Consider the following 12,329-nt stretch of genomic DNA (forward strand, 5'->3'; position numbering starts at 1 on the left):
CTCTAGGTCTTTCCATAGTATGCCCCGGTCATTCTCAGTGGAATAAAATTCGTCTATTTAGAATTTGACTTAGGTAAATATTACTTGTTATTTGCTTTTTATAATTAGCTTAGAAAGAACAAAAGTGACTGGAATAGTCACTACAACAACAATTAAAGGTACGATTTTTGTAGATAGATGTAAATGTTCTACTAAAATATATAACATTAATAAATTAATGAAATATTGTATTAAATATACAATAGGAAACTTAAGAAATTTTTTAATCGATATTTTCTCTTTGAATACAAATACTGTATTCAAGTAATAGGACAGAAATATTCCGGAAACGTAAGAAACCGTATAAGATAAAGAATAATTCAGAAAAAGGAGCAGTAGCAAATACATTAAATATGTAGTTAAAGTATTAATCCCACCACTTACGACAAATTTCAAAAATTCTCTATTCAAAAGTTTGGTCAATAACGTAGGACGGCCGCTCTCTACTTTCATCTAATATCCTCCATAGATATTCACCAATAATACCCAACATAATCATAATTATTCCCAATAAAAAAGTAATTAAGGCAATAATTGTAGTCCAACCTTGAAGCTCAATAAATCCAGACAAAGTTCCCACTATTACAAAAACTCCGTACAAAAAACTTAAAATAGCTGTTATAACTCCAATAAAGGACATAAAACGGATTGGAGAATATGAGAAGCTTACAAAAGAATCAATAAAAAGCTTTATTTTTTTTGAAAGTGTCCATCTCGACTTGCCCAATTTCCTTTCCTGTCTTACATAAGGAATTTGCACTTGATCATGTCCAAGCCAATATATAAGACTCATAATATTAGTATTTTTTTCTTGGATCCTAACCACTTCATGAACAACCTGTTTATCTATTAACAAAAAGTCGAATCCGCCCTTTGGATACCCCTTCAAAGCAAATTTCTCCAGCAACAAATAATAAGTATTGGAGAACAGTTTCTGAGAAAATGATTCTTCCCTGTCTTCTCTTGTAGCAAGCACAACTTTTTTTCCGGATTTCCAGTATTCTATCATTTCTTTAAATAATTCTGGAGGGTCTTGTAAGTCAGCCGCAATGATCCCAACGCAATCGCCAGTAGTATAGCTCAGGCCTGCTTGTATTGCGGACATTGAACCAAAATTACGACTTAACTTGATGACTTTAATTCGTGGATCCTGTTTTTTTGCCTCCATCAAGAGCGAAAACGATCTATCCTTTGAGCCATCATCAACAAATACAAACTCAAAATCACAATCCGGTATAATACTCTCTAAGTCCTGCAATCGCGGAATAGTATGTGGAATATTCAATTCGTTATAATAAATAGGTACAACAATCGATAACTTAATTCGGTCTATACTCATTTACAACCTCCACAATTCTTTTAACATCATCCATTTCCATCACTGGACTTATTGGAAGGCTCACAATTTCAGAATGAATTTGTTCAGAAAGGGGGAACACCATCTCACACCACTCTTTATAGGCCACTTGTTTATGTGGAGGAATAGGATAATGGACCATTGTCTGAATTTCATTATTAGTCATATAATCAATAAAATGACTTCTTGACGAGGTCCTCACAACAAATATATGCCACACATGTGATAACGGTCCCTCTTCTACGCTTGGTAACACAATATGGTTATTATTGATATTATCTAAATAATACATAGCTATCTTTCTTCTAGAGTCATTATCTTGATCCAGATATTTCAATTTTATACTTAGGATAGGAGCTTGAAACTCATCTAATCTGCTGTTATATCCTTTAAATAGATTTTCGTATTTCTTATGCGATCCATAATTCCTTAAAGCGTGAAGATCTTTATACAGATTTTCATCATTTGTTGTAATAGCCCCAGCGTCTCCTAAAGCACCTAGATTTTTACCCGGATAAAAACTAAATGCTGCAGCATCTCCCAAGTTTCCAACCTTTCTGTTACCATAAACAGCACCATGAGCTTGAGCACAATCTTCAATTATCTTTAAGTTATATCTTTCTGCAATAATTATTATAGGTTCCATATTGCATGATTGGCCATACAGGTGAACAACCAAAATCGCTTTAGTATTAGGAGTTATACTTTCTTCAATCTTGTTAGGATCCAAATTGTATGTTAATAAGTTTGGTTCTACTAATATTGGCGTTGCTCCATTTGCAGATATAGATAATATGGATGCAATATAGGTATTAGAGGGTACAATCACTTCATCACCAGGACCAATATTGTATGCTCTCATAATTAACTCCAAAGCATCTAATCCGTTAGCTACTCCCAGAGCAAATTCAGTACCGCAATAAGTAGCAAATTCCTTTTCAAATGCTTTAACTTCCTCACCAAGAATGTACCATCCAGAGTGTAGAACTTTATGAACACTATCTAATATTTCCGTTTCATGACGCAGATTAATCTTCTTTAAATCAAGGAAAGGGATCATTTTAACCCACCTATTCTATTTCGAGTATTTTATTAGTTTTCAATAATAATCTTGTTTTTTAAAGAGTATTGCTTACCGCAAGCTGGACAGGAGAATTGTTGATTCAATTTTTCACCACAATTACAAATATATCCTTTGAATTTAGCTGGATTTCCATACCAAAGTGTATTATTAGGAATATTTTTAGTTACCAGTGAGCCTGCCCCTACCATGGCATACTTGCCGATAGTGTTCCCTGCAATTATTGTTGCGTTTGCACCTATAGAAACCCATTCTTCAAGAACAGTTTCAAGAAATTCACTTGGGTACTGCTTGGAGCGGGGTCTTAGATCATTAGTAAAGGTAACATTGGGTCCAATAAAAACATTGTCTTTTATTCTAACGCCATCCCAAATATAGACTCCTGATTTGACAGTAACGTTATCACCCAAAACCACATCATTTTCAATGAAAGTATGGTCATTCACATTACAATCGGAACCCAAAACAGCCCCCGGTAAAATATGAGCAAATGCCCAAACACGAGTATTCGCACCAATATTTTCTGACTCCACAAGGGCTTGGGGATGACTAAAATAATTTTTCATTCTCCATACACCTCAACAAATTTATCATAATCACGTATATAGTCTTCCGAGTCATACAAATGAGATGCTAGTACCAATAATACACAGTCAGGCGAGAAATCATACATTTCATGCCAGTCATTGGGTTCCAGAATTAGAATTGTATTTGGTGATTCCAGTATTATTTCTTCAGTCCTTCCAATATTATCTAAATGAACTTTGCAATTTCCTGAAACACATATTAACGCTTGTCGGGTTTTGTAATGGGCATGGAACCCCCTACGAACCCCTGATATAGTGCCATAAATATAAAATACCCTTTTGAACTCAAATGGGATATGTTTATTCTCTTCAAGTACAGTCAGTTGACCTCTTTCATCCCCTAGCGACTCCATATTAACTAATTTACTTATAATTGTCTGCAAATTCATTCCCTCATTTCATTAAAAATTCAAGCCAGTTAATTCTTCCAGTCTGGATGTCAATCAAAAAGGATATATTCATAGCTAATGCCATAAAGATAATACAAATTAAAACATATTGAATAAATTTTTTATAGTTGAAAAAATTAGTGTCACTTCTTATATTATTGTAAGCATATTTAGCCCCCCAACCTACGAATGGCAATAACAACATAAAGAGTGGGTAACCAAATCTTGATTCTATTATAGTGGTCCCAATAAACGACCAATAAAAAAGAAATGAGCTTACAAAAGATATTATAAAGAAACTCTGTTGTTTGTTAGGCTTTTTGTTTTTCAATATTTTGAATAATCCATAGAATGCTATAATCCAGAATAAATAAAGAAAAAATGAAGAAATCAATCTACTGGATGGATAGTAATCAGTTATATATGTATCAACATATCCCCAATCCAATACTCCAAATAAATGTGAAGAATATACTATTAAGAAACCCGGAAAATCTTTGTAGATTAAATCATACATTCCCTTGACTGACTGATTGACAGGATGGGGGGAAACAAAAAACATACCTGGTTCCTCGTTGTTGATGATAACCGTTCCATATTTTAAATTTTTGGTTGCCAAATTACTTTGAAACTCATACAAATTTGTATTCACTAAGGGCGTCCAGTTATCAAACTGTTTCACATTGTTATATAATTGCGGGAAAAATATAATTAGTGAAATAATAGAGATCAGAAGAACTTTTAATAATGAAACATCCTTTAGGATTAATGTCCGAATTATTAGCAAAATAATAATAATTGGAACTAAGATCAAAGACGCAGGTCTTATCATGACTGCAATATACGCTAAAGATATAACCCAAAAATATGTCGAAATTTTACTGAAATTCCCAAAAACCAATCTTATTATAGAGAGGACGATGCAGCAGGTTGCTAAAACATCGGTAAGTAATAATGTGGTGGATTGAATAAGATATGGATTAAGCAAACCAAAGCCTAAAATGGAATAATATCCCACATTACTATCATTTAAAAGAACAGTTTTTTCAGCAATTGTAAGAATTGTATATGTGTAGACCGCAAATTGTAAAACACTAATTAGTGTCTTAATAACTTCCATATCACCATTGGTAAATATACTAACACAAGATATTATTAAGGGGTAAAAGTAAGTTCTAAGCGGTTCATTTATGTTAAGCAGCCCTAAATTCAATATATTTTTGCTGACACTTATATATCCAATCTCGTCATAATAACTAACAAAGTAGTTCTGTCTCAAATAATATATAAATATCAAGAAAGATAAAACAAGAAAATAATACTTACCTTTTTTGTCTTTAAGACAATTGCTTAGCATCGTACCCCTCCGAAATATATAAATTAATAGTCCTCATAAAAAAACACCCTTGTAACTTTCATTTTCTAAAACCTAACTGAGTAATCAATTTAATTGCATATAAGAATAAAATTAACCATACAAATAAAGTGATATAAAAACTAATAATGAGAACTTGAGGAAAAAACTCAAATTCGACTTTATGACTCCCTTTATTCACTTGCGTTCCCATTGTCCCATCTTCATTAATTATTAAAGGGGCCGTTATTCCATCTATTTTGACATTCCAACCTTTGAAATAAGACTGGGTTAACCCAACCTTACCAGATTCCTCTAAATAAAAATCTCCACCTATCTTATTTCCTTTAACGTATATATAATCAGAACTAATTTTATGTCTATCATTAATGCTAGACCACAAAACCGGATCATCTTTTTGTGGAAGTAAGTTTAGTGAATAAGCAGAATTTAAATTTTTTAATTCAAAACCACCTATATATCCTCCATTTTGAAATTGCTGATTGAAAACTGTATACGGGAAGGTCGCTGGAAATGGTTTTGAATCAATATACTTATTCAACACCCAAGTTTTGTCTGGTGAATGATACATAATTTCAATGGCCTCAGAATATGAAGATTGACGCTCTATTTTCCCCAAGGTATATGTACCATTACTAAATACTCCAAACGAAGAAAATATTAGTACTACAATAAAAAATATTTTATTAGAAAATTTCGGAGGGGATTTTTTTATTGAAATATAATACAAGATCAATATTATGAATGATATAATCAACTCTTTTCTAGTACCTGAAGGCAGCTCAAACTTCAAGTTAACAAACATCTTTAGAAAGGAAATTTGTGCTAGTATTAGTAGTATTAAAATACTGATAGTTAAGAGCACCTTTTTATACTTTTTATAATCAAACTTAATTGAACTCAAGTTAGATGCGACCAGCATTATTAAATAAAAGAAAAACAAAAATCGTAATCCTGCAGGAAACCTAAAAGTATCAACAAATGGTATTAAATTATAAAGCGTTTTATAGATAAATAGATTTTTACCAAGCGATAACGATAAAGTTAGCAAAACTAAAAATATTAACTTTATATTTTCCTTACTAAACCGAGTAATGCAAACAAATATAGTGATTGGTAATGAGATATACATATTTGTCATTGATACATCAGCATTACTAATATAAGGTGACAGTTGATTGAATTTTGGAGATATCAACCCTATTAAATTATCAAAAAACAATGAATTAATAGTTGCCTCACCCCACCCTACAGAAGATCTTGTTATTGAATCCATTACTTCTATAGTGCTAACAATGGTAACTAAACTAGTCCCTAATATTACAACTATTAAAACAAAAAATGAATAGAATATATTTTTAAGCATTATAGAAATATTAATGAAATTTCCCCTAATTTTTTTTATATCAAATAAAAATTCAATGAATAATACAAGTAGCATAAAAATCACGAATACAGGATAGCTATTTAGAACTAACAATCCAATAAAAGCTCCTAAAAAAACCACATTCCTTTTATCCGAGTTTTTTACCCATAATTGATAGAAATATTGTACAAATGGTATTAAGGCAGCAGCAGCAATAAAAGTTATATGCTGGGCATTTCCAATAAATAAGCCACAGGTTGCATATGCTACACCTAGTGCGGAGCAAACCCACTTCGATGAACAATAATTAGCTGTAGCTAAATACACTCCTATTGATGCTATTATTGCTATAAATACAAACTGAACTTGTAATAGATATTGAGAATAACCAATTAACCCAAATAATAAAGTTAATGGCGACCAAACTGGGACACCAAGTAAGTGAGATAGTGGCACTCCTCTAAGTTGATAGAACTCCCACAAGGGTAAATTACCGTGTTTTATATGATTTGACAAAGAAACCATAATAGGGAATATCGCATCATACGTGTCCCACTTTAACCACCATATACCAAAGAGTAGAGGGCTATATATTATAGTTACACTGATTATCATTGCGATGAATGCAATTTTCTTTGTTAATCTATGATAAAAACGCTCCATGTATTTAACCCTCTCTACCTCATCTATAACCGCTAATGTTATTAATTATCATACATATAGAATGACAAGTTCATAAATAACATTAGCAGCTCATATATTCGTTTTCCAGTTATCTAAGTATTTTCTTTGCATATCTAATCATTTTATTCCTGGCTTTAAAGAAAAAAGATTTGAAGGTTAGTCCTTTAACTTTATAAATCAACATTGGGGGTCTATTCAATAGATATTCCGCATCTTTAAATATAGAAGCCATATTAATTTCAAACTTTTTATTAAAGTGCTTTTCTCTTACAACTATTAGATATTTATCAAACAATTCTTGTCTCTCTGTACTACTCACTACACTTGAAGGAATTCGATATAAGGAGGTTAGTTTCTCTACATACAAAAAATCGTATTTCAAAGCATATTTTAACCACAAGTCCCAATCTTCTAGAACCTCTAACTCAACATCTATTCCACCTAAATCATCATAAATCTCTCTGCTAAATAAAACCGTTTGAATGGGGAAGTAATTATGATGCATCAGCACCAATCTGTTAAATGGTTGTCTGTGTTGAACGTTGTGAAATAATTCTTTGTATTGGTAAGGATCCCTTGAAGTGATTTCCGTCGGAACCTCAAAACTTATAGAGTAAGCAGCCTTTTTGTCGGGATTTTTCTGCAATTGAGAAATTAAAACTTCAACATGATCTGCGTAGAGTAAATCATCATCATCTAGAAAATTAAAATATTTTCCCGTAGCTGTTTCCATTGCTATATTACCGACTACACATCTTCCAACCCTATCATGCGTAGCTTTATAAACTATATTTAGATCTGCAAATTCCTTTAATATTAAACTTTCTGAAATGGCTGGACCGTCTTCAACTACAATAACTTCAATGTTGCTGTATGTCTGATTTCGAACACTTATCAAAGCTTCTCGCAATACACTAGGTCTTCCACATGTTCTTATTAGAATAGATACAAGAGGCGTGTTTTCAGGTTTTTCATTGATGTAGAATGCGCCTTCTCTTATAATTTCATAATCCCACATTTTAAAATCAGCTTGAAATCTAACTGATTTTGCATTTTTAAATTTCCACTTTCTAAACCTATATCCTTCAAAAGGGGCACGAATTATATTTTTGAACACTTTAGCCTTATGATTCTTGGAAGGTCCCTTAACTACAAGTAATCCACCATACATAATATGGCCCTTAATAATATCCTTAATATCTCCAAACTTATAACGAAGCATCAAGTTCATGAATGTACTATTATAAAATTGATTAGGCTTAACTTCATTTGCACTCATATACGTATAATGATGAATTATACATTTAGGCACATATATCAGCTTAAAGCCATGAGCTCTAAATCTCCAGCTTAAATCAACATCTTCACCATACATAAAAATCTTCTCATCAAACATACCTATTTGTGTGAAATAGTCTCTTCTAACTAAACAACAAGCACCACTAGACCAACTTGTCTCCATACTTACAGGATTATAGATTTTAGGATGCTCGTAAGGAAATTGCCTCGCTTCCCACAACCCAATACTATCATCAGAGTTATCGACAGCCTTCATGAGTTCTATAATGCTGTTTTTGTCAACCTCAGTATCAATATTCAAGAAAAAGACATAATCTTGATTCGTATTTTTAACTCCATAATTATTAGCTTTACCAAACCCGAGATTTTTATCTAAAAAATGGTATTCATAGCCACCAAAATCTTCTTTTCCATCAAATGATTCTATTAATTCTCTACTTCTATCGTTTGAACAATTATCAACAAAAGTTAAATGTAATTTATTTAAAGGATAATTTTGATTGTATAAGCTCTTTAAAAGCTGATTGATCCATTTCTCAGAATTATACGATATTAATATAATATCTAAAGTTTTCAATGATAGTCCCTCTCCTGCCTAAAATTTAGCTAAATAAGCTCCTTATATACCTAAATATAGAAGTTATTCTCCATGAAAATGAACTTTTCAGACTACTAATCTCTAATTCAAGTTCTATATTTTTTCGGTTAATAGACTCTAACTCATTACTCATCTGGTTCATAAATTCTAATTTCTCATTCTGGGCATCGAACAAATTAATTATGAGATTGTTTGATGTCTTTAGTTCTAGCTGCAGAATTGCAATCATTTTAGCCATTTCTTCTAATCCATTAGTATTTCTCAGATCATCTAATCTTTTTTGGAGATTATATAATAACTGGGGCTTAAGTTTTGTTTCAAATAACATCTCAACCTGAACACGAAACAGCTTATAGTTCTCCATATTTTCATGGATAAAATCTTTTTGTAATTGAGGATCTTCACCAAATGAGAACAAATCCAACCCGTCTTCATGAACTTCGATTTCCAAGTCATGAATGGCTACTAAATTGTTATTTTCAATAGCCTCTAATTTATTAGTAACGGCATCCATGCCCCACACTTTAAAAGAACGTAGATTTGCAAAGCTGGGGAAATTAGTTGGATCTAAACGAAGTGACATCAAATCCCCTTCATCCAACTTAAACTCAAAGACATAATTATGGTATTCCCCATCCGCTTGCAGTGGAAGTCTTTTTGAATTTCGTTCTTTGAATCCCTCACCTGTGTTCCAAAACAATTGTATAAAATTCGCAAATCTATAACTCTCTTTTTCAATATAATCCTTACAATCATCAGATTTCTTAGACTTGTTTTTTTCTGAAACAGTAACGAATTGATATACATGAGCATCAGTTTTATTTTTCAAGTACTCCTCTATTGCACTTGGAACCATACTATAACTACTTGACAATTCTGTCTGCTCCGGCAACATACAAATCTTATGAAGTTCCAGCAATGACAAGTCTGCTGAAAGGAGTAGTTTTTCCAAGTTATCGCGAGTAAAAAAGGTTAAATGTGTTCTGTCTAATAGCCCTGTTTCTTTGTATTCAAATTTCCCTTGCATTAGCTGTAGTATTACAGCTGTATGCCCAATGTGGGGAACAGAGATTAAAACCTTCCCATCATCTCTTAATAATTTCTCAGTTAAGTTCCCCAGTATCTCTTCGGGCTTCACCAGATGCTCTAGGACGTCTGCAAATATCAAATAATCAAAATATTGGAATTGATCTTCACATTGTTCTAACCACTCTGTTTTATTCAGATCAGCTATAATCATCTTGTCACAGAACATTTCAGCTTTGGCGGCTGCTAACTCATCAATTTCCAGACAGTATACTTCACACTTCAACTCATTCTTCAAGTACTCTGTCATGTAGCCATCTGCGGGTCCAAACTCAAACACCTTTGAATTCGGCTTCACATTCCTTAGTATTACCGATAGTGGAGTATCCGTTTCTAAATCTACAGAATAATGATACTTCAACTTCCATCCTCCTCGACCTTCCAAGAATGTTCTAGAAATAATAAACCCTCAGCAAAATAGGAAGAAGAGCCTAGATTAAAAGAAGCATACCTCGCTTTGTAATCCAATCTAATTAAACCAGAACTTTCAAAGAAGCCTATATCCAAATAATATGTTCCAGGTAAAAGAGAAATTTTTTCATAAGTCAACACTAGTTTATACGTTCCTGATTTAGAAGGAAGTGGATACTGGTCTAATTTCGTGTTGAGACCACAAACATATTTGTTTTCCCTATCGAATATTGCAATACCCCCAACTAAATTTTCAATACTCTGATGCAACTCATAACTCACTTCAATTATAATATCGTCATTAAATTGAAACTGCTTCGTTGACTGCATATCTTTATTGAAGAATTTCACTTCTCCAATTGTTAAAGTATTACTTTGAAAATCTATACTTTCTTGTTGAGTATCAGATGATTCATCGGGTATATCCAACATATTTTTCATATAATCCTCATATAATTGAGAGACTCCATTCACATCTCCCCTCATATGAACTTGTCCGTCCATCATCCAAATAACTTCATCACAAAAATTACGGATTGAATAGGTATCATGACTAACAAATAAAATTGTCTTCCCTTCTTTTTTAAAACTTTTCATTTTCTCAATACATTTCAACTGAAATTGCATATCCCCTACAGACAAGGCTTCATCTACAATCAAAATGTCGGGATCGACATTAACTGCACAAGCAAACGCAAGTCTTACATACATCCCAGAGGAATATGTTTTAACAGGTTGATCTATAAAGTCTCCAATGGCGGCAAACTTCTCTATAAGAGGAACTCTCTCTTTCACTTCAGTCTCTGAAAGCCCCATGATCGCTCCATTAAGATAAATATTTTCACGCCCTGTAAATTCCGGGTTAAATCCACTCCCCAATTCTAGTAGTGCAGAAATTCTACCGTCAACATCAATATTCCCTTGAGTCGGAGTCATTGTACCTACTATTAATTGAAGCAAAGTGCTTTTGCCGGAACCATTTTTCCCAATAATACCTATAGTTTTACCTTTTGGAATTTGAAAGTTAACATTTTTCAGGGCCCAAAACTGATTTTTTAGTTTATCTTTATCTTTTACAAAGAACTGCTTCAGACGATCAGTTGGTTTTTCATACATTAAGAATGATTTGCTAATATCATTAATTTCAATAGCATTAGAGGACATCTGCAAACCCTCCCTTTGTCTTTCTAAACCAGACGAAACCTAATGCAAATACTATAGAGCCTAGGACTAGACCTAAGATAGTAAATTTCCAATTTGGAACTTGTCCCCACATTAAAATTCTCCTCATATCTTCAACCACATACGTCAGTGGATTAAAGTAATATAAAAATCTAAGTTTTTCAGGAATGATACTTATTGGATAGAATATAGGACTAAGAAACATAAGTGCTTGCATTACTAGACCAATTAGTTGTGTAATATCCCTTATAAATACTCCTAAAGAGGATAAGAGCCATGAAAATCCTGTTGCAAATAAAACGATAGGCAAAAACACGAGAGGTAAAAAAATGATAGTCCAATGAAGAGAACCAATAAACAACAGACCTACTACCAAAATCCCTATACTAATAATTGTATGCACTAAAACAGACCGCATTAATACTATTGACAAAATCTCTAAAGGAAAAACTACTTTTTTCACCAAATTGGTATTACTGATCATTAGTGTTGGTGACTTCGTAACTACCTCAGAAAAGAAGTTAAAAACAATTAAGCCACAAAATAATACTAAAGCAAATTCAAATTTATTATCAGAGGCAGATGCTCCCCACCTATTATTAAATACGAAGCCAAAAAAATATGTATAGATCGCCAACATAAAGAGAGGTGTAACAAAGGACCATAATATTCCCAAGTAAGAACCTTTATATCTTTGTAATACATCCCGTTTAACTAACTGTTTCATCAAATGTCTATTCTGTCTAATCAATTTTAAAAAATTTCTCACTTTTTTTCTCCCTAACTATAATGAATTTGGTATTAGTAATTTTGTATTAGCAAATGATACTTATAACTAAATCGCAATAATTATCATCCTAAAAACTAACTACTGC

Annotated in this window: 11 protein-coding genes; all 11 read right to left on the reverse strand. The window is 32.4% G+C overall.

From position 1 onward, the window contains the following. Nucleotides 1–87: 87 nt before the first annotated feature. The 11 genes from NYE26_RS27940 to NYE26_RS27990 all read right to left on the reverse strand — a co-directional run bounded on the left by NYE26_RS27940 (nt 88) and on the right by NYE26_RS27990 (nt 12,223). Nucleotides 88–492, reverse strand: coding sequence for a GtrA family protein (locus tag NYE26_RS27940; RefSeq protein WP_339251667.1), 405 nt, complete (start codon nt 490–492; stop codon nt 88–90). Beyond that, on the reverse strand, nt 443–1,378 hold the full coding sequence (locus NYE26_RS27945; protein WP_339251669.1) for a glycosyltransferase family 2 protein: 936 nt from the start codon (nt 1,376–1,378) through the stop codon (nt 443–445). Before NYE26_RS27945 ends, NYE26_RS27940 begins: the two co-directional genes overlap by 50 nt. Further along, nucleotides 1,359–2,456: a DegT/DnrJ/EryC1/StrS family aminotransferase gene (locus NYE26_RS27950; RefSeq protein WP_339251671.1), complete on the reverse strand. Its 1,098-nt coding sequence runs from the start codon at nt 2,454–2,456 to the stop codon at nt 1,359–1,361. Before NYE26_RS27950 ends, NYE26_RS27945 begins: the two co-directional genes overlap by 20 nt. 32 nt (nt 2,457–2,488) lie before the next feature. Next, the gene (locus NYE26_RS27955; protein WP_339251673.1) at nt 2,489–3,043 is read right to left on the reverse strand and encodes an acyltransferase; all 555 of its coding nucleotides are present in this window, start codon (nt 3,041–3,043) and stop codon (nt 2,489–2,491) included. Next, a complete protein-coding gene (locus NYE26_RS27960) occupies nt 3,040–3,453 on the reverse strand; it encodes an FdtA/QdtA family cupin domain-containing protein (protein WP_339251675.1) in 414 nt (137 codons plus the stop codon). Before NYE26_RS27960 ends, NYE26_RS27955 begins: the two co-directional genes overlap by 4 nt. 4 nt (nt 3,454–3,457) lie before the next feature. Continuing rightward, nucleotides 3,458–4,810 (reverse strand): hypothetical protein, encoded by a 1,353-nt coding sequence (locus NYE26_RS27965; protein WP_339251677.1) that lies wholly within the window; start codon nt 4,808–4,810, stop codon nt 3,458–3,460. 58 nt (nt 4,811–4,868) lie between these two features. Beyond that, a complete protein-coding gene (locus tag NYE26_RS27970) occupies nt 4,869–6,857 on the reverse strand; it encodes a YfhO family protein (RefSeq protein ID WP_339251679.1) in 1,989 nt (662 codons plus the stop codon). A 109-nt stretch (nt 6,858–6,966) separates the two neighbouring features. Then, on the reverse strand, nt 6,967–8,754 hold the full coding sequence (locus NYE26_RS27975; RefSeq protein WP_339251681.1) for a glycosyltransferase family 2 protein: 1,788 nt from the start codon (nt 8,752–8,754) through the stop codon (nt 6,967–6,969). 25 nt (nt 8,755–8,779) lie between these two features. After that, complete coding sequence (locus NYE26_RS27980; protein WP_339251683.1) at nt 8,780–10,222, reverse strand: methyltransferase domain-containing protein; 1,443 nt, start codon at nt 10,220–10,222, stop codon at nt 8,780–8,782. Then, on the reverse strand, nt 10,219–11,436 hold the full coding sequence (locus NYE26_RS27985; protein WP_339251685.1) for an ABC transporter ATP-binding protein: 1,218 nt from the start codon (nt 11,434–11,436) through the stop codon (nt 10,219–10,221). Before NYE26_RS27985 ends, NYE26_RS27980 begins: the two co-directional genes overlap by 4 nt. After that, the gene (locus tag NYE26_RS27990; protein ID WP_339251687.1) at nt 11,426–12,223 is read right to left on the reverse strand and encodes an ABC transporter permease; all 798 of its coding nucleotides are present in this window, start codon (nt 12,221–12,223) and stop codon (nt 11,426–11,428) included. Before NYE26_RS27990 ends, NYE26_RS27985 begins: the two co-directional genes overlap by 11 nt. Between the last annotated feature and the right edge of the window lie 106 nt (nt 12,224–12,329).

The organism is Paenibacillus sp. FSL P2-0136 (assembly GCF_037975325.1).
In the GTDB taxonomy this organism is placed as follows: domain Bacteria; phylum Bacillota; class Bacilli; order Paenibacillales; family Paenibacillaceae; genus Paenibacillus_AQ; species Paenibacillus_AQ silagei.

Excerpts from the sequence above, each read along its gene's own strand:
- NYE26_RS27945 (WP_339251669.1), bottom strand. The coding sequence starts at position 1,378 with ATGAGTATAGACCGAATTAAGTTATCGATTGTTGTACCTATTTATTAT.
- NYE26_RS27940 (WP_339251667.1), bottom strand. The coding sequence starts at position 492 with ATGAAAGTAGAGAGCGGCCGTCCTACGTTATTGACCAAACTTTTGAAT.
- NYE26_RS27965 (WP_339251677.1), bottom strand. The coding sequence starts at position 4,810 with ATGCTAAGCAATTGTCTTAAAGACAAAAAAGGTAAGTATTATTTTCTT.
- NYE26_RS27960 (WP_339251675.1), bottom strand. The coding sequence starts at position 3,453 with ATGAATTTGCAGACAATTATAAGTAAATTAGTTAATATGGAGTCGCTA.
- NYE26_RS27950 (WP_339251671.1), bottom strand. The coding sequence starts at position 2,456 with ATGATCCCTTTCCTTGATTTAAAGAAGATTAATCTGCGTCATGAAACG.
- NYE26_RS27955 (WP_339251673.1), bottom strand. The coding sequence starts at position 3,043 with ATGAAAAATTATTTTAGTCATCCCCAAGCCCTTGTGGAGTCAGAAAAT.
- NYE26_RS27985 (WP_339251685.1), bottom strand. The coding sequence starts at position 11,436 with ATGTCCTCTAATGCTATTGAAATTAATGATATTAGCAAATCATTCTTA.
- NYE26_RS27970 (WP_339251679.1), bottom strand. The coding sequence starts at position 6,857 with ATGGAGCGTTTTTATCATAGATTAACAAAGAAAATTGCATTCATCGCA.